At 67.3% G+C, this 20,193-nt stretch carries 21 protein-coding genes and 1 tRNA gene; 7 read left to right on the top strand and 15 right to left on the bottom strand.

Annotation, left to right across the window (positions count from 1 at the left end):
- On the top strand, positions 1-710 hold a 710-nt coding region (locus AB4Y99_RS12040; protein WP_441523483.1), incomplete at its 5' end, for a substrate-binding domain-containing protein.
- A 67-nt stretch (positions 711-777) separates the two neighbouring features.
- On the opposite strand, the gene AB4Y99_RS12035 is transcribed toward AB4Y99_RS12040, so the two are convergent.
- The 6 genes from AB4Y99_RS12035 to AB4Y99_RS12010 all read right to left on the bottom strand — a co-directional run bounded on the left by AB4Y99_RS12035 (position 778) and on the right by AB4Y99_RS12010 (position 7,217).
- Positions 778-1,647 (bottom strand): alpha/beta hydrolase, encoded by an 870-nt coding sequence (locus AB4Y99_RS12035; protein WP_441523482.1) that lies wholly within the window; start codon positions 1,645-1,647, stop codon positions 778-780.
- Positions 1,644-2,663: an ABC transporter ATP-binding protein gene (locus AB4Y99_RS12030; protein ID WP_441523481.1), complete on the bottom strand. Its 1,020-nt coding sequence runs from the start codon at positions 2,661-2,663 to the stop codon at positions 1,644-1,646. Before AB4Y99_RS12030 ends, AB4Y99_RS12035 begins: the two co-directional genes overlap by 4 nt.
- The gene (locus AB4Y99_RS12025; RefSeq protein WP_441523480.1) at positions 2,660-3,640 is read right to left on the bottom strand and encodes an ABC transporter ATP-binding protein; all 981 of its coding nucleotides are present in this window, start codon (positions 3,638-3,640) and stop codon (positions 2,660-2,662) included. Before AB4Y99_RS12025 ends, AB4Y99_RS12030 begins: the two co-directional genes overlap by 4 nt.
- The gene (locus tag AB4Y99_RS12020; RefSeq protein WP_441523479.1) at positions 3,637-4,545 is read right to left on the bottom strand and encodes an ABC transporter permease; all 909 of its coding nucleotides are present in this window, start codon (positions 4,543-4,545) and stop codon (positions 3,637-3,639) included. The genes AB4Y99_RS12025 and AB4Y99_RS12020 overlap by 4 nt, the downstream gene beginning before the upstream one ends.
- Positions 4,542-5,519 carry an ABC transporter permease gene (locus tag AB4Y99_RS12015; protein WP_441523478.1) on the bottom strand — a complete coding sequence of 326 codons (978 nt, stop codon included), beginning with the start codon at positions 5,517-5,519 and terminating at the stop codon, positions 4,542-4,544. The genes AB4Y99_RS12020 and AB4Y99_RS12015 overlap by 4 nt, the downstream gene beginning before the upstream one ends.
- Positions 5,520-5,603: 84 nt before the next feature.
- Positions 5,604-7,217 carry an ABC transporter substrate-binding protein gene (locus AB4Y99_RS12010; protein WP_441523477.1) on the bottom strand — a complete coding sequence of 538 codons (1,614 nt, stop codon included), beginning with the start codon at positions 7,215-7,217 and terminating at the stop codon, positions 5,604-5,606.
- Between the two features lie 92 nt (positions 7,218-7,309).
- On the opposite strand from AB4Y99_RS12010, the gene AB4Y99_RS12005 reads away from it, so the two are divergent.
- Entirely contained in the window at positions 7,310-8,182 is an 873-nt protein-coding gene (locus AB4Y99_RS12005) for a MurR/RpiR family transcriptional regulator (protein ID WP_038363658.1), read from the top strand.
- A gap of 164 nt (positions 8,183-8,346) precedes the next feature.
- On the opposite strand, the gene AB4Y99_RS12000 is transcribed toward AB4Y99_RS12005, so the two are convergent.
- Both AB4Y99_RS12000 and AB4Y99_RS11995 read right to left on the bottom strand, forming a co-directional pair.
- Complete coding sequence (locus AB4Y99_RS12000) at positions 8,347-8,868, bottom strand: disulfide bond formation protein B (protein WP_441523476.1); 522 nt, start codon at positions 8,866-8,868, stop codon at positions 8,347-8,349.
- A 10-nt stretch (positions 8,869-8,878) separates the two neighbouring features.
- The gene (locus tag AB4Y99_RS11995) at positions 8,879-9,490 is read right to left on the bottom strand and encodes a YqaA family protein (RefSeq protein WP_113253678.1); all 612 of its coding nucleotides are present in this window, start codon (positions 9,488-9,490) and stop codon (positions 8,879-8,881) included.
- Between the two features lie 277 nt (positions 9,491-9,767).
- Here AB4Y99_RS11995 and AB4Y99_RS11990 point away from each other — a divergent pair.
- A tRNA-Leu gene (locus tag AB4Y99_RS11990) sits at positions 9,768-9,852 on the top strand.
- A gap of 119 nt (positions 9,853-9,971) precedes the next feature.
- On the opposite strand, the gene AB4Y99_RS11985 is transcribed toward AB4Y99_RS11990, so the two are convergent.
- The 5 genes from AB4Y99_RS11985 to hisD form a co-directional block, all read right to left on the bottom strand.
- Positions 9,972-10,805 carry an ABC transporter permease gene (locus tag AB4Y99_RS11985; RefSeq protein ID WP_441523475.1) on the bottom strand — a complete coding sequence of 278 codons (834 nt, stop codon included), beginning with the start codon at positions 10,803-10,805 and terminating at the stop codon, positions 9,972-9,974.
- The gene (locus AB4Y99_RS11980; protein ID WP_441523474.1) at positions 10,802-11,971 is read right to left on the bottom strand and encodes an ABC transporter permease; all 1,170 of its coding nucleotides are present in this window, start codon (positions 11,969-11,971) and stop codon (positions 10,802-10,804) included. Before AB4Y99_RS11980 ends, AB4Y99_RS11985 begins: the two co-directional genes overlap by 4 nt.
- The gene (locus AB4Y99_RS11975; protein ID WP_441523473.1) at positions 11,968-13,041 is read right to left on the bottom strand and encodes an ABC transporter ATP-binding protein; all 1,074 of its coding nucleotides are present in this window, start codon (positions 13,039-13,041) and stop codon (positions 11,968-11,970) included. The genes AB4Y99_RS11980 and AB4Y99_RS11975 overlap by 4 nt, the downstream gene beginning before the upstream one ends.
- A gap of 195 nt (positions 13,042-13,236) precedes the next feature.
- Positions 13,237-14,238: an ABC transporter substrate-binding protein gene (locus AB4Y99_RS11970; RefSeq protein WP_051988178.1), complete on the bottom strand. Its 1,002-nt coding sequence runs from the start codon at positions 14,236-14,238 to the stop codon at positions 13,237-13,239.
- Positions 14,239-14,398: 160 nt separating this feature from the next.
- Positions 14,399-15,706: a histidinol dehydrogenase gene (hisD, locus tag AB4Y99_RS11965; protein WP_112763601.1), complete on the bottom strand. Its 1,308-nt coding sequence runs from the start codon at positions 15,704-15,706 to the stop codon at positions 14,399-14,401.
- A 136-nt stretch (positions 15,707-15,842) separates the two neighbouring features.
- Between hisD and AB4Y99_RS11960 the strand changes: the two genes are divergently transcribed.
- On the top strand, positions 15,843-16,388 hold the full coding sequence (locus AB4Y99_RS11960; RefSeq protein WP_038363650.1) for a cupin domain-containing protein: 546 nt from the start codon (positions 15,843-15,845) through the stop codon (positions 16,386-16,388).
- Here AB4Y99_RS11960 and AB4Y99_RS11955 read toward each other — a convergent pair.
- Complete coding sequence (locus AB4Y99_RS11955) at positions 16,369-16,500, bottom strand: hypothetical protein (RefSeq protein WP_260368441.1); 132 nt, start codon at positions 16,498-16,500, stop codon at positions 16,369-16,371. The genes AB4Y99_RS11960 and AB4Y99_RS11955 overlap by 20 nt on opposite strands.
- A 60-nt stretch (positions 16,501-16,560) precedes the next feature.
- Between AB4Y99_RS11955 and AB4Y99_RS11950 the strand changes: the two genes are divergently transcribed.
- Both AB4Y99_RS11950 and AB4Y99_RS11945 read left to right on the top strand, forming a co-directional pair.
- Entirely contained in the window at positions 16,561-17,811 is a 1,251-nt protein-coding gene (locus AB4Y99_RS11950) for an NAD(P)/FAD-dependent oxidoreductase (protein WP_441523484.1), read from the top strand.
- Between the two features lie 143 nt (positions 17,812-17,954).
- Positions 17,955-18,698 (top strand): aspartate/glutamate racemase family protein, encoded by a 744-nt coding sequence (locus AB4Y99_RS11945; RefSeq protein ID WP_441523472.1) that lies wholly within the window; start codon positions 17,955-17,957, stop codon positions 18,696-18,698.
- Between the two features lie 4 nt (positions 18,699-18,702).
- Here AB4Y99_RS11945 and AB4Y99_RS11940 read toward each other — a convergent pair whose 3' ends face one another.
- Positions 18,703-19,749, bottom strand: a complete 1,047-nt coding sequence (locus tag AB4Y99_RS11940) for an NAD(P)-dependent oxidoreductase (RefSeq protein WP_441523471.1) — start codon at positions 19,747-19,749, stop codon at positions 18,703-18,705.
- On the opposite strand from AB4Y99_RS11940, the gene AB4Y99_RS11935 reads away from it, so the two are divergent.
- A partial coding sequence (locus AB4Y99_RS11935; protein WP_441523470.1) for a LacI family DNA-binding transcriptional regulator occupies positions 19,722-20,193 on the top strand: 472 nt, incomplete at its 3' end. The two genes, AB4Y99_RS11940 and AB4Y99_RS11935, sit on opposite strands and share 28 nt — an antisense overlap.

Below are 20,193 nucleotides of genomic sequence, written 5' to 3'. Positions count from 1 at the left end.
CCGCCGTCCTGCGCCGGCTCGCCTCGTCGAAGGCGGTCGACGGCATCATCATCACGCGCCCCCTTGTCGACGATCCCCGCATCGCCTTGCTGAACGAGCTTCGCCTGCCGTTCGTCGTGCATGGGCGCAGCGAGGTGGAGGAGCCCTATTCCTTCGTCGACACGGACAATGACAACGCCTTCGAGCGCCTGACGACCCTGCTCCTCGATTACGGGCATCGGCACATCGTCGCGATCAACGGCCTCGCGCAGTTCCGATATGTCGCAGCGCGCGCGGCGAGCTTCCGGCGTGCCTTCGCCGCGCGCGGGCTGACCCCGCCGCCGGATGCGATCGAGTTCGTCTCGATGACCGAAGCGACGGGCTACGAGACCGCGATGCGTCGGCTTTCCGACACGAAACGGCCGACCGCCTTCCTGTGTGGTTCGGTTTTCCAGGCGCGCGGCGTCTATCGCGCCCTGGGCGAGCACGGGCTGAAGGTCGGCACCGACGTATCGGTGGTGTGCCACGACGATGGCGTCAGAGGCTTCAGCGCGGCCGACTTCGTGCCGTCGCTGACGGCGACAGCGACCTCGATCCGCAGCGCAGGCGAGGAGCTTGCGCTGATCCTGATCGACCTGATCGAGGGGAAGGTCCCCGGACCCATCCGCAAGATCATGCCCTTCGAGCTCGTCCTGCGCGATTCCGTCGCATTGGCGAGACCAGAGCCGTAGAGGCCGGCATCGCCCGGCGCTCGCGACGGCCGGGCACCGAGGCGCCCGGCTCTACCGACCCGAAGGCTCAGGCCACCGCGCCCTGAGGCTTCAGTTCTTCGACTTCCGGTATCCGGCCCTCGAACCAGTAGGCCGCGGCCGCGCGCGACATCGCAGCCCCGTCATGGCCGACACCTGCGACCGTGATGAGGCTCCAGTTGCAGGCGGTGCCGAGCCGCGCGGCTTCGGCCCGCGCGAAGTCCAGCATGAAATGGGCGCGGCCGTAGCGGTGCGGTCCCTGCGCCAGCGCCTCAGGCTGCGCCGGCAGGTTGGGGTCGTCGGTGACGATGTCCTGGTCGCCGGCGAAGAGGATCATCGGATAGGCGAGCCAGCGCGCCAGCGCCTCCCGGTCGAGCCCGAGCCCACCGAGCCCTTCCGGGAAGCGGCGCTCCAGCGTAGGCAAAGTGTACCAACCCGGATTGGAGGCCATCGCCGCCGCGAAGAGCTCGCCGCCCTCGATCGCCAACATGCGATGCACGAACTGGCCGCCGGCCGAATGGCCGAAGATGCGGATGACCGGCTTGTCGATCGCGCCGCCGGCACGCAGCGCGTCGAGCACGCGTTCCGGCACGGTGTAGAGCCACTGCCCGCGCGGAGCGATAGTCCCGTCCTCCGAAACGACAAGACCGTTATTGTAGCTCTCGGCCTTGGGGAACGCCTCGTCGGGAAAGGTCGGCGCGACGATCAGCAGGTTGTGCTTCTCGGCCGCATCGATCCAGAAATCGCGGTAATCGTCGCCATTGCGCAGCATGCCGTGCTGCACGACGATGACCGGATCGTTCGGCCGGTGACCCGCCGGCCGATAGAAGTTCACCACGAGTGGCCGGCCGGGATGGAAGCCATCGACGAAGGGCAGCGCGCCGCGGCCGACCGCCGGGTTGAGGGTGGTGGTGATCATGCGGCCTCCGGAGCCTTGTGCAGATGGCAGGCGGCGCTGCGGCCGGGCGCGATCTCGGCGAGGACCGGACGGACCTCGCGGCAGACGGGCATGGCCTGCTCGCAGCGCGGATGGAACGGACAGCCGGGCGGCGGCGCCAGGGGCGAGGGCAATTCGCCCTTGAGCGGCTGGAAGGCGCGTTTACGCCGCGCTGCTGACGGAATCGCCGCGATCAGCGCTGCGCTATAGGGATGCGCCGGCTCGGCGAAGATATCAGCCGCCGTACCGACCTCGACGATGCGGCCGAGATACATGATCGCGACGCGGTCGCTGATATGGCGGACGAGGCCGAGATCGTGGCTGACGAAGAGATAGGTCAGGCCATGGCGCTCACGCACATCCATGAACAGGTTGATGACCTGCGCCTGGATCGAGACGTCGAGCGCCGAGACCGGCTCGTCGCAGACCAGGAAATCCGGCTTCACGGCAAGCGCCCGAGCAATGCCGATCCGCTGGCGCTGTCCGCCCGAGAACTGGTGCGGATAGCGCTCGCGATAGGCGAGATCGAGCCCGACCTCGCTCAGCGCCTGGTCGACCGCCCCATCGATCTCCGCCTTCGGCAGGAGCTTGTGGACGCTCAAGGCCTCACCGACGATGCGGCTGATTTTCATGYGCGGGTCGAGCGAAGCGTAAGGGTCCTGGAAGATCATCTGGACCTTCAGCAGGAAATCGAGCCGCTCCTTGCCCTTCAGGCCCGCCACGGGCTGCTGCTCGTAGACCACCTCGCCGGTCGTCGGCTTGAGGATGCCGGTGACGACGCGGGCCAGCGTGGACTTGCCGCAGCCGGATTCGCCGACGAGGCCGAGCACCTCGCCGCGCTTCACGCTGAGATCGATGCCGTCGACGGCGCGCAGCACCGGCGGCGCCTTGCCGCGCCCGGTCGCCATCAGGATGCGTTCCGCCAGCGTCGGCTTGCGGCGGAAATGCTTGGTGATGCCATTGAGCTCGATGATCGGGGCGGTTGCCGAAGCACTCATGCCGCTTCTCCCACCTGCACCGGATTGTGGCAGCGGAAGCGATGTGCGCCCACGCCTGTCGTCTCAGGATCACTGATGGCACAGACCGGCTGGACGCGCGGGCAGCGCGGCCGGAACGGGCAGCCGCTCGGCCGGGCATCGATACGCGGCGCGACGCCGTCGATCTGGTTCAGGCGCTCGCCAGGCAGAACATTGGCGGCCGAGGAATGGAGCAGGCCGAGCGTATAGGGATGGCGCGGCTGATCGAGCACCTCGTCCACCGGCCCGATCTCGACGACGCGGCCGGCATACATCACCGCCACCCGGTCGGCGAGCTCGGCCACGACCGCGAGATCATGGGTGATCCAGAGCACCGCCGTGCCGGTCTCGCGGGCGAGCTTCTGCACCTCGAACAGGATCTGGCTTTGGATGGTGACGTCGAGCGCCGTGGTCGGCTCGTCGGCAATGATCAGGTCGGGCGCATTGAGCAAAGCGGTCGCGATCGCGACGCGCTGGCGCATGCCGCCGGAGAACTCGTGCGGAAACTGTTTCAGTCGCGCTTCCGGCGAGGAGATGCCGACACGGGCCAGCGCCTTGGCGGCCTCGCCGAGCGCTTCCTCGCGGCTGCAGTCGCGATGTTCCAGGATCGCCTCGCTCATCTGCTCGCCAATGCTGAGCACCGGGTTCARCGTCATCAGCGGATCCTGGAAGATCATCGCGATGCGGTCGCCCCGCAAGTCGCGCAGACGCTCCTCGGATGCAGCGCGCAGGTCTTCGCCGCCGAAGCTCACCGTCCCCGCGACGATCTCGCCCGGCGGATCGATGAGGCGCACCAGCGAGAAGCCGGTCACCGATTTGCCGGAGCCGGACTCTCCGACCAAGCCCAGCACCTCGCCGCGCGAGACGCTGAGATCGACGCCGTCGACGGCGGGCCAGGCACCGTCGAGCGCGTGGAAGACGGTCCGCAAGCCGCGGACATCGAGCAAGGGGTCACTCATGAGCGCACGTTGAAGCTGCGGCGCAGCCGGTCGCCGACGAGGTTGAGCGAGACGATCAGCAGCACCAGCGCGATGCCGGGGAAGACCGCGATCCAGTATTCGCCGGAGAGCAGGAATTCGAAGCCATTGGCGATCAGCAGGCCGAGCGAGGGCTGCGTCACCGGCACGCCGACGCCGAGGAAGGAGAGCGTCGCCTCCAGCGTGATGGCGCCGGCGATGCTGATCGAGGCGACGACCAGCACGGAGCCGACCGAGTTCGGCAGCAGATGCGCGATCATGATGTGCCGGGTCGGCAGGCCGAAATTCAGCGCGGCCTCGWTATATTCCTTACGACGCTCGACCAGCGCGGAGGCGCGCATCAGCCGGGCATATTGCGCCCATTGCACCAAGACGATCGCGAGGATGACCTTGTCGACGCCGCGTCCGATCGAGGCGAGCAGCACGAGCGCGATCAGGATCGAGGGAAATCCGAGCATGAAATCGACGACGCGCATGATCACGGCATCGACCACGCCGCCGAACTGCGCGGCCACCAGCCCGGCCGAAATCCCGATGAAGAGCGCGCCGAGCGTCGCGGTGAGTCCGACCATCAGGCTGGTGCGCAGGCCGTAGAGGATCGCGCTCAGCATGTCCCGCCCCTGCGAATCCGTGCCGAGCCAGTAGGTCATGCCGTTCATGCCGGCATCCCCCGGCGGCAGGCGGTTGTCCATCACGCTGAGCGAGGCGAGGTCATGCGGGTTCTGCGGCGCGATGACCGGCGCGAGCAGGGCCAGCGCGACCATGATGCCGAGCAGGATCGCGGCGCCGCGCGTCGTCGGCCGGCTGCGGATGCGGCGCAGCACCTTCTCGCGCAGCGGCGTATCGGCATAGGCCGGGACGGCGGGAGCTTTCGCTGGGGCGCTCATGCCATCTCTCCGGTCAGCTTCACGCGCGGGTCGAGCGCGGCATAGAGGATGTCGACGAGGAAGTTCACGGTGACGAAGAGCAGCGTCGCCAAGAGCACATAGGCGACGACCACCGGCCGATCGAGCTGGTAAACCGAGTCGATCAGGAGCTTGCCCATGCCGGGCCAGGCGAAGACCGTCTCGGTGATCGTCGAGAAGGCGACGAGACTGCCGAACTCGATGCCGACGACGGTGACGACCGGGATCAGGATGTTGCGCAGCACGTGCCGCCCCACGACGCGGCGCGGCCTGACACCCTTGGCGCGGGCATATTTGACGTAGTCCTGCGTCATCGCCTCGCTCGTGCCGGCCGCGACGAGGCGGGTCATTAGCGCGATCTGGGGAATGGCGAGGTTGATCGCGGGCAAGGCGAGATGGACGAGCCCGTCCCAGGTCAGGAGGCTGGTCCGGATGCCCAGGACCTCGACCGTCTCGCCGCGCCCGGCCGTCGGCAGCCAGTGAAGGACCACCGCGAAGAGCAGGATCAGCATCATGCCCTTCCAGAAGCTCGGCAGCGAGAAGCCGAGGACGGTGGCGCCCATGATGATGCGCGAGGGCCGGCTGTCCTGGTCGAGCCCGGCATAGAGCCCGAGCGGCACGCCGGTGACGATGGCCAGCGTCATCGAGAGCAGGACGAGCTCGAAGGTCGCCGGCAGGCGCCCGAGAATGAGCTCGATCGCCGGCACGCCATGCACGAAGGAGCGGCCGAGATCGCCCTTGAGCGCATTGCCCATGAAGACGAAATATTGCTGCCAGACCGGCAGGTCGAGGCCGAGGCGCCGGACCAGCGCTTCGCGCTCGGCCGCGCTGGCCGAGGGCGAGACGAGCAATTCGACGGGGTCGCCGATGCCGTAGACGGCGAAGAACACCACGACCGAGACCGCGAGCAGCACGAGCATGCTCTGGATCAGTCGCTGCAGGACATAGGCGGTCATGATGCTCGACCGGCTCCGCTCAATGGTTCACGGGCCGCCCTCCACGGGCGGCCCGGTTTGTCGATGGGCCTCTCGGCCGGGTGCTTACTTCGCCTTCGGCTTCACCGACATCGCCAGCATGTACTGGTCGGCGCGGCCCGTGACGTCGAGATCGGACTTGAAGGCCCAGATGCCGCTCTCGAAATGGATCGGGATGAAGGCGTAGTCGGCGAGGACGAGCTTGCCGGCTTCCTGCAGGAGCTGGTCGCGCTTGGCGTCGTCGAGCGTGGTGACGGCCTCGCGGATGACCTTGTCAAACTGGTCGTTCTTGTAACCGCCGTAATTCGAGCCGCCCAGCGTCTTGGCCTCGTTCGGGGTCGGCGGCCACTGCCGCAGGAACGACGCAGCCTCGCCGGTGCCGGAGCCCCAGCCGCCGATCGCGACCGAGAATTCCTTCTTGGCGCGGCGCGGGAAGTAGATCGCCCGCGTCATCGCATCGACCTCGGCCTTGATGCCGACCTGGGTCAGGTACTGCGCGACGGCCTGGGTGATCTGGCTGTCGTTGATGTAGCGGTCGTTGGTGGTCGAGAGCGTGAGCTGGAAGCCCTTGGCATAGCCGGCCTCGGCGAGAAGCTTCTTCGCCTGCGCCGGGTCATAGGCGAGCTTCTCCGGCTTGGCCTGCGTGCCGAACATGCCGGTCGGCAGGTACTGGTAGGCCGGCTCGGCCGCGCCGTCCATGATGCGCTTGACGATGGCGTCGCGGTCGATGGCCAGCGACATCGCCTTGCGGACACGCAGGTCCTTCAGCGGGTTCTTGCCGTCCTCCGACTTGACGAAGGGGCTCTGGTCGCGGGCGACGTCGAGCTGGAAATAGACGACGCGGGTCGAGGGGGTGATGACATGGCCGAAGCGCTTGTCGTCCTTGATCCGGCCGAGGTCGCGCGCCGCCGGGTTCTCGATCACGTCGTAATCGCCCGCGAGGAGGCCGGCGAGACGCGGGCCGGCATTGGTCACCGGCAGCAGGCGGACCGTCGCCCACGGCTCGGCCTTGCCCCAATAGGTCGGGTTGCGCTCGAGCTCGATCGCCGATCCCCGCACATAGGACTTGAGCTTGTAGGGGCCGGTCCCGATGGTGAGCGTGCCGTCATTGAAGCCGCTGACCGTCGGCCAAGCACCGGTGACGCCGCAGTTCTTGGCGACGTCGTAGCTGATCGGGCCGTGCTCGACGATGGAGGCCGAGAGGATGGGGAGCGCCGAAAGCAGGTTCGGCAGCAGCGGCTCGGGATTGGTGGTGGTGATGACCAGCGTCTGCGGATCGGGCGCCTCGACGGCCGCGAAATTACCGGTGACGTCTGCGAAGGAATCCGAGACCTTGGTCTCGTTCTTCAGCGTGCGGCAGAAGGTGAAGACCACATCCTCGGACGTGAAGGGCTTGCCGTTGGAGAATTTCACGCCGTCGCGCAGCTTGAAGGTCCAGCGGTTCTTGCCGTCATTCTCCCAGGAAGCCGCGAGGCTGGGATGCAGCTTCTGCTGCTCGTCCTGGCGCACCAGCGAGTCGAAGATGTGCTGAGCCAGCGCATTGTTCGGCGTGAGGTCGTGATAATGCGGATCGACAGCCGTCGGCTCGGAGGCCAGCGCAATGCGCAGGGTTTGCGCGGAGACCGCCGTGGTGGACAGGCACGCAACCGCAAGGGCCGCGCGGAACAAGGATGTGCGCATGACGATAACCGCTCCCGCTTGTCGTTTTGACAGGTTTATTTTCGTCGAGTAGCAAACATGAAAATTTTTGAACGTCAACCGGTCGGAGGCACATGTCCCAGGGCTTGAAGCCGTCGACGGATCTCTCGAACCGGATCGCGCAGATCTACCCGTCGCTCAGCAGCGGCCATCGCCGTGCGGCCGATTTCGTGCTGCAGCATCCGCTCGACGTCGCGACCATGACCATCGAGGGGCTGGCGGAAGGCAGCGGCACCTCCAACGCCACGGTGACGCGCTTCGTCCGGGCGCTCGGCTATGGCGGCTATGGCGAGTTTCGCGGCGCGCTCTCGGCGGCGCTGAAATTCGCCCATGCCCCGGTCGACAGCTTCGCCGGCGCCCGCGCCGAGGCCGGCTCGAGCTTCGCCACCTTCGCGACCGCGCTTGCCGATCAGGCCGGAAACCTCCAGGCCGCGCGCGACGGGCTCTCGGAAGACGCCGTGACGCGGGCGGTGGAACTGCTGCTGAAGGCGCCGCGCGTCTTCATCGCGGCGTCCGGCGCGAGCCACCATGTCGCGTCCTTCCTCGAGGACGGGCTGGCTCTCTATCTCGACGCCAATGTCATCTTCGCCTCATCCCGCACCGGGCCTGAGCGCGCCATCCGGCACATGATGTCGGCGGGCCCCGACGATCTCGTCGTGGCGATCTCGGTGCCGCGCTACTCCCGCGCGACCCTGGATCTCGCGAGYTTCGCCAAGAAGCGCGGCGCCCGGGTGCTCGCACTCACCGACAGCCCGACCTCGCCATTGACGCCGATCGCCGACGTCACGCTCTTTGCCCCCGCCCGCAGCCATCTCCTGCCCAATTCGCCGACCGCGGTCTTCGCCCTGGCGGATGCGCTGATCGCGGCCGTCGCGCGCGAACGGCCCGATGCGGTCGAGGCGCTCAAGGAACTGAGCGAGAGCCTGCTCTGGACCTTCTTTCGCTAGAGCATTTTCGAGCGAAGTGGATGCCGGTTCGCGTGAAGAAAATGCAGAAAAACAAGGAGCTAGAGCATTTCCGCGCTTCAGAGAAACGCGGAAATGCTCTAGAGCCCGGCCCGGAAAGCGGAATGCGGGTTCCGGAAAAGAGGCTACCGCGCCGGACCCGCGACCTAGGCGCGTCGCGTCAGCCCGAAGACCGCGAGTAGGAAGAGCCCGGCCGAAACCACGGCGTTCCAGCCAGCAAGCGACAGGCCGAGAAAGCGCCACGCCGCCTCGCCGCAAGAGACCACGCGCACGCTCTGCAACTGCTTCATGAAGTCCTGGACGCCGGCCGCAGCGGAAGAGCCGCCACCGCAATCGCTCGGCCCCAGGAACCAGCCCCATTCCACGCCGGAATGATAGACGCCGAGCCCGGCGCTCCAGGCCATCAGCACCGCCAGTACCAGCAGCGCCAGCCATTGCAGCCGCGCTGAGCGGGCCAGCAGCAACGCGGCGAGCGCGAGGCCGATGGCGGCGTAATGCGGCACGCGCTGTTCAAGGCAGAGCTTGCACGGCACCAGCCCGAGCACGAGCTGGAAATACCAGGCACCGGCGATCAGGGCGGCGCTGATGAGGCCGATCGCGCCGATGAGCCGCAGCGGCGTCAGCATCCGGCTCCGGTCGGGGACGGTCTCGAAAGTCGAACTGGTCATTGGCGTCGGCTCAGCAGGACAGAAGCTGTCCCGACCCTGCGACCAGCTTGAGGCCGAAATAAAGCAGAATCAGCACGGCGGCCGCGACGACGGCGATCACTTTCAGGCGACGTTCGATGAAGTGGCGGATTGTGTCGCCATAGCGCCTGAGCAGGAAGGCGAGCGCAAAGAAGCGCGCCCCGCGGGCAAGGATGCAGGAGACGACGAAGAAGGTCAGACCGATATGGACCGCGCCGGCCAGGATCGTCACCACCTTGATCGGCGGCAGATGGGCCAGCCCCGAGGTCGTCAGCAGGATCAGCGTCGTGTCGGGGCCGGCGCAGGCGCGCAGAGTGTCGAAGGCATCGAGCTTGCCGTAGAAGGCGAGCACCGGCTTCGCCAGCGCCTCAAAGGCATAATAGCCGATGGCGTAGCCCATGATGCCGCCCAGCACCGAGAACAGCGTCGCGATGAAGGCCAGCCGATAGGCGCGCATCGGCCGTGCCAGCGCCATCGGCACGAACAGCACATCGGCCGGGATCAGGAAGAAGGAGCTCTCGACGAAAGCGACGACCGCGAGCCACAGCTCGGCCCGGGGGCGGGCGGCCAGCGACATGGTCCATTCGTAGAGGCGCTTCAGCATGGCGGCTCTGGAGCAGGATGCGAAAAAGCGGGAACCGGTTTTTCGCGAAAATCCTGCTCTAACTCCCTGGTGAGAGACGGATTCAGATTTCAGATGGGATCGCCCTGTGATCCCGTCTGAAATCATCCGGCTCTAGAGCATGCGTCGGCCGGTGGCGCAACGGCTTCGACAGGCCGAAACGTCGCCATCCTGCGCCGGGACCGAAAAACCTCTTCGCCGTGCCGCCGCGGCGATTGACCGGTATCGATCGATCGCTATAGTCCCCCGGCCCGTCGGGGCCCCTGTGGCGGAATTGGTAGACGCGCTCGACTCAAAATCGAGTTCCGCAAGGAGTGCTGGTTCGATCCCGGCCAGGGGCACCATCTCCTTCACGGAGCTTGTGGAGTTCGGCTCTCCACGATCCCGCACCTGGCTTCGCCGCTGAAAAGCGTGAACCCGGTTCGCAACCTGCATCCGCACGATCACGCCGCAGGCCACACTCCTAGCTGCCCTCGATCCCCCGCTTCCGGCGCAGTGCCTGGACAAGCGCAGCTCCCTTCACGGCGAAGAGGAGGAGGAAGGTGAGGATCATGATGATGAAGGCGGCTGCGGCGATGGCCGGGCTGATGTTCTCGCGCAGGGAGGAGAACATCTGGCGGGCGAGCGTCGTCTGGTTGGGGCCGGCGACGAACAGCGTGATCACCACCTCGTCGAGCGAGGTGGCGAAGGCGAAGACCGCGCCGGTGAGGATGCCCGGCATGGCCAGCGGCAGGGTCACGTTCCGGAAGACATTGACCGGGGAGGCGCCGAGACTGGCCGCCGCGCGCTCCAGCGCCGGGTCCATGCTGGCGAGCGAGCCCGAGACATTGACGAGGACGAAGGGCACGCACAGCACGGCATGCGCGATGATCACCCCGAGATAGCTCGAGGCCAGCCCCATACGAGCATAGAGGATCTGCATGCCGACGCCGAGCACGACCGCCGGCACCACCATCGGCAGCAGGAAGATCGAGCGCAGCAGCCCCGAAAAGGGCACGAGCTCACGCCTCAGGCCGAGCGCCGCCAACGTCCCGATCACCGTCGCGACGACGGTCGCGCCCGTACCGATAATCAGCGAATTGACGATCGCGCGGGTCCAGGCCTGGCTTTCCGCCAGCGCCCCGAACCAGCGCATCGAGGGGCCGCTGATCGGGTAGACGAGGAAGACGCTGTCGGTGAAGGCCAGCGGAAGGATCGCGACCAGCGGCAGCAGCAGGAAGGCGACAGCCAGAGCCCCGAAGGCGAGCCGCAGCGCGTTGAAGGCCGCACTGCCCGGACGAACCGCCGCGACGCTCATGYCKGCACCAGCGGCGTGCGCGAGAGCCGGYYGTARASGATGTAGAGCACGGTCGTCGGCACCAGCAGGAACAGGCCGAGCGCRCCCGCCATSCCCCARTTCGCCGTTCCGGTGGCGTAGAAGGCGATGACCGAGCTGATCATCTGGTCGCCCGCTCCGCCGGTCAGGGCCGGGGTGATATAGTAGCCGAGCGCCACCATGAAGACGAGCAGCGAGCCCGAGAGCAGGCCCGGCATGGCGAGCGGCAGCAGGACGTGGCGAAAGGCCTGCAGCGGCGCGGCGCCCAGCGCGGCGGCGGCCGGCATCAGATTGCGCGGGATCGCGATCAGGCTGGCATAGATCGGCAGCACCATCAGCGGCAGCAGCACATGCGTCATCGCGATCAGCACGCCGGTGCGGTTGTAGATGAGCGCAAGCGGAGAATCGATCAGCCCGATCGCCCGCAGCATCTGGTTGATGAGCCCGTTATCCTGCAGCAGGATCAGCCAGGCCGCCGTGCGCACCAGCAACGAGGTCCATAGCGGCAGCAGCACGGCGATGAGCAGCGCATTGCGCTTCCAGCCCGWCACGCTCGCCGCCAGCATCGCGAAGGGCAGCCCGATCGCGGCGCAAAGCAGCGTGACCTGTGTGGCGATGGTGAAGGTGCGCAGCATGATCGCGCGGTTGACGGCGAAATCGGGCTCGACCGGCTCGATCCGCGCCTCGTCATTGCGCTTGAGGTCGACCGCCGCCAGCAGGTTGGCGTCGGTATAGGCCGGCATGCTGCGCTTCAGCGCCAGCCAATAGCCCTGATCGCTCCAGCGCGGATCGACGGCCTGAAGATCGATCGCATCGGTTTCGCCGCTCTCCCGCACCGCACGCGCCGTGCGCGGGAGAAGCGTGCGGAAGCCGGCCTGCTGGCTGTTGAGGGTTCGCACGGCATCGCCGAAGCGTTCCTGCGGCGTATCGGCCCGCAAATCCCGGACGAGCGCCGCCTGCAGCGGGGCCGGCGGCGGGCCGCTGCCGTCCCAGCTCGCGATCGCGATCGCCGTCTGGGGGAAGGCCAGGCGCACGGTGCCGCCCTGCACCGCAGTCGAAACCATCATCCAGAGCGGCCAGAGGAAGAACAGGCCGAGGAAGATCACCAGCGGCAGGATCAGCAGCAGGGCTTTGAGGCGCGCGCTCATGGCGCCACCAGCGAGCAATCGCCCTGGGCGAAGCTGGCGAATGCCTTGCTGCCGATCGGCGGCGCCGCATCGCGTCGCCCGGCCCTTGCGACGAGCCGGCTTTCGCCGCAGGCGAGGTGCAGGCGGATGTGATCGCCATGATAGACATGGTCCTCGATCGTCACCGGCAAGGCGTTGGCAGCGTCGGCATCCTGCACGAGATGCAGCATTTCCGGACGAACCGAGATCATCACGTCGTGGCCGGTCTCGAAGGCCGCCGCGCTGTCGCAGGTCACGCGCGCACCGGATGCGAGCAGGATCGTCGCGGCCTCGCCCTGGCGCTGGGAGACGCGCCCGGCGAGCAGGTTCGTCTCCCCGATGAACTCGGCGACGAAGCGTGTCCGCGGCCTGTCATAGAGACCCGACGGCGTATCGAACTGCTCGATCTTGCCGCGGTTGAGCACGGCGACACGGTCCGACATGGTCAGCGCCTCGCCCTGATCATGCGTGACGAAGATGACCGTCAGCCCGAGTTCACGATGCAAGGCGCGGATCTCGAGCTGCATATGCTCGCGCAATTGCTTGTCGAGCGCGCTCAGCGGCTCATCCATCAGCACGACCTTGGGCTCGTAGACGAGGGCGCGSGASARMGCGATGCGCTGCTGCTGGCCGCCGGAGAGCTGCGAGGGCYKGCGGTCGGCGAGATGGCYSAGGCGCACCAGMTCGAGCGCGCGCTTCACCCTYGCCTCGCGYTCSGCCCKGGCGACGCCGCGCATCTTGAGCGGAAAGCCGACATTCTCGGCGATCGTCATATGCGGGAACAGGGCGTAGTTCTGGAAGACSACGCCCATCTCGCGCTTGTGCGGCGGCAGATGCTCGACACGCCGCCCATCGACATGGATGCTCCCGCCGGTGGGGGTCTCGAAGCCGGCGAGCATCATCAGAAGCGTCGTCTTGCCCGAGCCCGAAGGGCCGAGAAGGCTGACGAACTCGCCCTGCGCGACATGGAAGTCGAGCGAATCGACCACCGTGACCGTGCCGAATACCTTGCTGATGGCCTCGAAATGAATGAACGGATTCGAATCTCGCAAAGGATCAATCTTCTCGTGACGGATGAGGCGAAGCCGTCGTGGCCGCGGCGAGGAGCCCTTCGCAAGGACGATGCCACACCGGGCGATCGGCTGAAGCGACCTCGGACGCACGTGGCGCGCCCGGGGCTCTCTGCATGAAGCACGGCGAAGCGGAGACGGCTGCTGGCCGCCCCGCTCGCCGATCCGCTTGCCGACCTACTTGCCGACCCAGGCGTTGAAGCGCTTGGTCAGGTCTTCGATGTTGTCGTTCCAGTAGTCGACGTCGATCGCGATCGCATTCTCGAGATTCTGCGGCGCGGTCGGCAGGTCCGCGGCGAGGTCGGCCGGGACGGCGGCCGCGGCGGCCTTGTTGGGCAGGCCGTAGGCGATATCCTGCGGCAGCTTGGACTGGTTTTCCGGCAGGCTGGCGAAAGCGATGAAATCCATCGCCTGGTCCTTGTTCGGGCTGCCCTTCAGGATCACCCAGCTGTCGACGGCGTAGATGCTGCCCGGCCAGACGGTCTTGAACTTGGTGCCCTCGGTCTTGTTGATGCCGCTGATGCGGCCGTTATAGGCCGAGGTCATCACGACCTGCCCGGATTTCAGCAGTTGCAGCGGCTGCGCGCCCGACTCCCACCAGACGATATCGGACTTGATCTCGTCGAGCTTCTTGAAGGCGCGGTCGACGCCGCCCTTGTCGCGCAGCACCTTGTAGACGTCCTTCGGCGCGACGCCATCGGCGATCAGCGCGAATTCGAGCGCATATTTCGGCCCGCGACGCAGGGCCCGCTTGCCCGGGAACTTCTTGGTGTCCCAGAAATCCGCCCAGGAGGTCGGCGCGGTCTTCAGCTTCTCGGAATCGTAGGACAAGAGCGTCGACCAGACGATCGCCCCGACGCCGCAATCGCTGACGGCGCTCGGCAGGAACTTGTCCTTGCCGCCGAGCTTGTTCCAGTCGAGCTTTTCGTAGAGGCCGTCGGCGCAGCCGATGGCGAGTTCGTCGGCCTCGACCTGCACGGCGTCCCAGTTCGGCGTCCCCGCCTTCACCTTCGCCTGGACGACGCCGACGCCGCCATCCCAGGATTCGTCGAGCACCGGCTTGCCGGTCTTCTCGGCGAAGGGCTTGAAGTAGATCTTGCGCTGCGCGTCCTGGTAGTTGCCGCCCCAGGAGACGACGGTGAGGTCGCGGGCAGCCGCCGTGCCGAGGCCGGCGAGCATCAGTCCCGCCGCGAGCGTCGAGCCTGCGAATAGGGCCTTCAACGATGTCATGGTCTTCTCCCGTTCTGATCCGGCTGCTCCGCCCCTCGCGGAATGCCGGCTACCTTGTCCGTATTGGACCTCGCTTCGCAGCATCACGCTACGGAAATCTTCTTGCTGATCAGGCGCCGATCTCGCTCAACAATTGCGCGGGCGCCAGACGCAGCGCCGCCGCGCGGCGGTGCCCTTCGAGCCCCTCGCTGGCGCTCTGGCGCATCGCCGGCGGGGCCACGGCCGCGACGCCACGCTCGTCCAGCCATTGATGCGTGCAGGTCTTGAGGTAGGAGCCGACCCAGAGGCCGCCGGTATAGCGCCCGGCCGCCATGGTCGGCAGCGTGTGGTTCGTGCCGCAGCATTTGTCCGAATAGACCACGCTTGCGGCGACGCCGATGAAGATGGAGCCGTAATTGCGCAACTTCGCGGCCGTTGCATGCGCATCGCGCGTATGCACCTCCAGATGCTCGGCGGCGATCTGGTCGGAATAGGCCAGCATCGTCGCCTCATCGGCACAGACGGCGATCTCGCCATAGTCGCGCCAGGCCGCGGCGGCGACCGGCGCGGTCGAGAGGTTGCCGAGCTGGCGCTCGATCTCGACGAGCACCTTCTCCGCCAGGCCGCGATCCGTGGTGATCAGGCCGACGCGGGTGCGCACGTCATGCTCCGCCTGTGCCAGCAGATCGACCGCGATCGTCACCGCATCGCCGGTCTCGTCGGCGACGACGAAGATCTCGCTCGGCCCGGCGAGCTGRTCGATGCCGACCAGGCCGAAGACCTGCCGCTTGGCCTCGTTCACATAGGCGTTTCCCGGGCCGACGATCTTGTCGACCGCGGGGATACTTTCGGTGCCGAAGGCCATGGCGGCGATCGCCTGCGCGCCGCCGACGCGGAAGATCCGGTCGGCGCCTGAAAGGTGACAGCCCGCGATCATCGCCGGATGCGCTCCCGGGGGCAGGCAGGCGACGACCTCGTCGCAGCCGGCGACCTTGGCCGGCACGATCGTCATGATCGGCGCCGAGAGCAGCGGATAGCGTCCGCCCGGCACATAGGCGCCGATGCGCGCGATCGGAATGATGCGATGGCCGAGATGCAGCCCCGGCAGCGCCTCGATCTCCAGGGGAAGCAGCGTCTTGCGCTGCGCCTCGGCGAAGGCTCGCACACGCTCGATGGCGAATTCGGTATCGGCACGGGTCTGCTTCTCGAGCCCGTCGAGCGCAGCGGCGCGCTCCGCCGGCGTGATCTCGAAAGCCTCGATATCGAGCTTGTCGAACTCGCGTGAATAATGCCGCAGAGCGTCGTCGCCATCGCGCCGCACACGATCCAGAACGGCCTTCACCGTGGTCTCGACGGGAGTGTTGTCGCTCCAGGCGCTGCGCTGGGGGGCCTTGATGCGCGTGATCCGGGCGTCCAGGGCGGGGGCGGAGTTGGGCATGCGGCTTGTTCCAGTGGGCGGGAATGGGCGGCAAGCTTCCCCGCCGCATGGCAGCGACGCAAGGAGGGCGCCCGGGCGTGTTGAAGATAATCACCAATTGCGCTCAGATGCGGCGCCCGCGTGAAGGAGGCCTTCCATGAAGATCGGCGACCGGTTGAGGGAGCTGCGCCAACGCCGCAAGCTCAGCGTGCGCGCCGTCGCCCTGCGCTCGGGCGTGTCCCACTCTTCGATTTCGCTGATCGAGCGGGACCTGATCAGCCCGTCCCTCGACACGCTGCATGCGGTGCTCGACGCGCTCGGCACGACCCTATCGGGCTTTTTTCTGGATTTTAATGCGGTGTCGCCGCCAAATCCGTTCTGCCGAGCTGCGGAGATGGCGGAAATCGGTCGTGCGGACGCCATTTCCTACCGCGTGATCGGGACCGGATTTCCCAATCGCTCGATGCTGATGCTGCATGAAACCTACGCTCCCGGGGCCGATACGGGCGAGGCCTTCTTTCATTCGGCGCAGGAGGGCGGCCTCGTCATCCGCGGCGCGGTCGAGGTGACCGTCTCGGGCCGGACGGCGATCCTGCACCCCGGCGATGGTTATTATTTCGACAGCCGCGAACCGCACCGCTTCCGCAATGCAGCCGACGAGCCGAGCGAGATCGTCAGCGCCATCACGCCCCCCACATATTAGCCGCGAGGAGATTGCCGCCAGAGAGGCTGGTCAGGATCTCCTTCCGGTTGACGGCGAAGGCGGTCGCCTCGCGCATCTTGATGTCGGTGAACGGCTTGCAAAGACGATTCAATTAGGGCTCGGCTATGCCCCGAACATGGGCTTTCGGGGACGGATTCGACTGGCGATGGCGATGGCGACAGGACAGGCGGATGTCATCGTGCTCGGGGCCGGCATCATCGGCGTCAGCACCGCCCTGCATCTGCAGGAGCGCGGCCGCACCGTCCTGCTGGTCGATCGCGGCGAGCCGGGAGCCGAAACCAGCCATGGCAATGCCGGGCTGATCGAGCGCTCTTCCGTCGTTCCCTATGCCTTTCCCCGCGATCTCGCGACACTCGCCGCCTTCGCCTCGAACCGCTCCATCGCCGTGCGCTACCGGCCGGCGACATTGCTGCGGATGGCGCCCTGGCTGGCGCGCTACTGGTGGAACTCGGCGCCGGACCGACTCGACAGGCTGGGCCGCGCCGTCCTGCCCCTGATCGAGCGCAGCATCGACGAGCACCGGCACTGGACGAAAGCCGCCGGCACGGAGGCGCTGATGCGGAGCGAGGGCTGGATCGAGCTCTATCGCGACCCGCGCGCCCTCGCCCAGGCGGTTCGAACGGCGGCAGAGCTGAGTGGCTACGGGCTTGCTTATGACGTGCTCCAGCCTGAGGCCCTACGCAGCCTGGAGCCTGCCTTGCTGCCCGATGCCGCGGCCGGCGCCGTGCACTGGCGCGATCCGGTGACGGTCCGCGATCCCGGCGCGGTGACGCGCGCCTATGCCGAACTCTTCTCCGCGCGCGGCGGCGCGCTGGCGAAGGCGGATGCGTTCGCCTTGCGTCAGGAAGGCGCGGAATGGCACCTCCCGACCCATGCCGGAACCTGGCGGGGCTCGGAGGTCGTCGTCGCGCTTGGGCCCTGGTCAGGCGATGTCTGTAAAGGCTTCGGCTATCGTTTCCCGCTCGGCTTCAAGCGCGGCTATCATATGCATTACGCCGCCGCGGACGAATCGACGCCGCACTATCCGCTCTGCGATGCGCAGGCGGGTTTCGTTCTGAGCCGGATGCAGCGCGGCATTCGCCTGACCACCGGCATCGAGCTGGCTGGCCGCGACGAGCCGTCGGACACCTGGCAGCTCGATCGCGCGGAGAAGATCGCACGGCGGATCATGCCGCTCGGCCAGCGTCTCGATGCCGAGCCCTGGCGCGGCGCGCGCCCTTGCCTGCCCGACATGCTGCCGATCATCGGCCGGGCTCCCCGGCATCGCAGCCTGTGGTTTGCATTCGGCCACGCTCATCACGGCTTCACCTTGGGTCCGGCCACCGGTCGGCTTCTGGCGGAAGCGATGACCGGCACCCCACCCTTCTGCGATCTCAAGCCCTTCGCGGCCGATCGCTTCTAGGCGCATCATCGCCCCAAGGGGCAGGCCATGGCCACGGCTGAGCTGACGGCCGCCTGGATCCGCATTATGGTGCCGGCGCTTGAGCTCACCGGGGCTGCGAGCAGCCCGCCCTGCCTCCTCTCGACGCTTCCCCGAAAGCCCAGATGCGCCTCCTCCTCATCAACCCGAATACGATGCCGGAGATGACGGCGCTGGTCGTGCGGGCTATCCAGCCRCATCTGCCGCCGGAGACGACGCTCGTCCCGGTCACGGGCCGCTTCGGCGCGCAATACATCGCCAGCCGCAGCGCCGCCGCCATCGCGGCCCATGCGGCGCTCGACGCCTTCGCCGAGCACGGCGCGGATTGCGACGGCGTCTATCTCGCCTGCTTCGGCGATCCCGGCCTCCTCGCCCTCAAGGAGCTGGCGCGCGTGCCCGTGATCGGCATGGCGGAGGCCAGCAGCCGGCTCGCGGCCCGGCAGGCGGAACGCTTCTCGATCGTGACCGGCGGCGAGCGCTGGGGGCCGATGCTGCGGGAGTTCCTCGGCTCGCTCGGGCTTGCTGGCCGGCTCGCCGCGGTCGAGACCGTGGCGCCRACCGGCGCCGACATCGCGCGCGATCCCGACGGCTCTGTCACCCTGCTCGCGGAAGCTTGCAACCGAACCGTGGCGCGTGACGGTGCCGGCGCCGTCATCCTCGGCGGAGCCGGGCTCGCCAGCCTTGCCGCGCGCGTCCAGCCGCATGTCTCCGTGCCGGTGATCTGCTCGGCCGAGGCCGGAGTGACGATGCTGCTCGAAACGCTGCGAGAGCCGCCGGCGAAACCGCAGAGCGGCGATTTCGCCCTCCCCGCCCCCGTCGGCAGCACCGGCCTCTCCGACAGCCTCTCGCGGCTGCTGGCAAACCCCTGAAGCGTCACCCCTTCGCGGCGAGCGAGACGCCGTTGAGTTCCGCGATCCAGTCCGAGATCATCGGCACGTAATCCCCGCCCCGCCCGCTGGCGACGGCGGTGGCGTAGCTGTTCTTCACGGCATTGCCGATCGGGTTCGCGACGCCGGCCGCATTGGCGACGCCTTCCAGATAGCGCACATCCTTCAACGCGTTGACGAGGGTGAATTTGTGCGCGTCGCGGTCGCGCTCCAGCACATATTGCATGAAGGTCTGGTAGAAGCCGCAATCCATTCGGCTGCCCCGGATCACACTGTCGAAGGTCTGCGGCGTGATGCCGATCTTCTGACTGAGCGTCAGCGCTTCGGCATAGATCGCGGCATAGCCCATCGAGAGGAAGTTGTTGATCAGCTTCATCTTGTGCCCGTCGCCGACGGGACCGAGATGGACGATCTTCTGCGCCCAGGCCTCGCAGGCCGGCCTGATCCGGGCGAACACCTCGGGCGCGGCGCCGATCATCGCCGAGAGCTGGCCCTGCGCGGCCTGTGCCGGCGTGCCGCCGAGCGGCGCATCGGCAAGGTGCAACCCCTTGGCCTCGAGCTCGGCGGCGAGCCGGACCGTGACGGTCGGATCGGAGGTCGAGCAATCGACCACGATCGTGCCGGGCTTCGCCCCGGCGATGATGCCGTTCTCGCCCTTGAGCACCTCCTCGACCTGCGCCGAGCCGGTGACGCACAGGAAGATGATGTCCGAGCGCGCCGCCAGCTCCGCCGGCGTCTTCGCCTCGACGGCGCCGGCCGCAACAAGATCCTCGACCGGCTTGCGGTTGCGATGGCCCATCACGGTCAGCGGAAAGCCCTTCGCGACCAGATTGGCGGCCATGCCCTGGCCCATCAGCCCGACGCCGATAAAGCCGATCGCTTCCTTGCCAGCGCTCATTTTCATATTCTCCTGCTTGTCTGTATGAGTATGCGAACGGCAGAGATATCGACGAAACGACTGGCTTCGGGACGCTTGACGAGGCCAGCCCTTGACCTGGACCCCTGATGAACGCCGACGGCCCGTCCCCGCCAAGCCCCACGCCCCCCGCYGGCCGCAGCCGCGTCACTCTTCAGATCATCGCCGACCATCTSTCSGTSTCGACGGCGACGGTSTCGCTGGCCCTGCGGGATTCCCCGCTGGTCGCCGAGGCGACGCGCGGCCGCGTGCGCGAGATCGCGCGCCAGATGGGCTACAGCTACAACCGCAGTGCCGCGGCGCTCCGCACCGACCGCACCAACATCATCGGCGTCGGCTTTCACGACATCACCAATCCGTATTTCGCCGAGCTTCTGGCGGCGATCGACGGAGCCACGGCAGCCTATGGCCGCTCGATCCTGCTCGGCACCTATGCSGAGRAYCTKGAGCGGCAGGAGCGCGTGCTGAACTCCCTGGCCGAGTACAGGCCCGACGGGATGATCCTCTGCCCGGCGGGCGGCAGCACGGCCGACAGCCTGCGCCACCTCGTCGATGCAGGCG

It is taken from the genome of Allobosea sp. TAB14 (genome assembly GCF_052113865.1).
GTDB lineage: Bacteria > Pseudomonadota > Alphaproteobacteria > Rhizobiales > Beijerinckiaceae > Allobosea > Allobosea spartocytisi.
This window is presented reverse-complemented; position numbering and strand designations above follow the sequence as displayed.

Coding starts and splice junctions, on each gene's coding strand:
- AB4Y99_RS12035 (WP_441523482.1), bottom strand. CDS start 1,647: ATGATCACCACCACCCTCAACCCGGCGGTCGGCCGCGGCGCGCTGCCC.
- AB4Y99_RS11985 (WP_441523475.1), bottom strand. CDS start 10,805: ATGAGCGTCGCGGCGGTTCGTCCGGGCAGTGCGGCCTTCAACGCGCTG.
- AB4Y99_RS11950 (WP_441523484.1), top strand. CDS start 16,561: ATGGCGACAGGACAGGCGGATGTCATCGTGCTCGGGGCCGGCATCATC.
- AB4Y99_RS12010 (WP_441523477.1), bottom strand. CDS start 7,217: ATGCGCACATCCTTGTTCCGCGCGGCCCTTGCGGTTGCGTGCCTGTCC.
- AB4Y99_RS11960 (WP_038363650.1), top strand. CDS start 15,843: ATGAAGATCGGCGACCGGTTGAGGGAGCTGCGCCAACGCCGCAAGCTC.
- AB4Y99_RS11995 (WP_113253678.1), bottom strand. CDS start 9,490: ATGCTGAAGCGCCTCTACGAATGGACCATGTCGCTGGCCGCCCGCCCC.
- AB4Y99_RS12015 (WP_441523478.1), bottom strand. CDS start 5,519: ATGACCGCCTATGTCCTGCAGCGACTGATCCAGAGCATGCTCGTGCTG.
- AB4Y99_RS11970 (WP_051988178.1), bottom strand. CDS start 14,238: ATGCTCGCCGGCCTCGGCACGGCGGCTGCCCGCGACCTCACCGTCGTC.
- AB4Y99_RS12000 (WP_441523476.1), bottom strand. CDS start 8,868: ATGACCAGTTCGACTTTCGAGACCGTCCCCGACCGGAGCCGGATGCTG.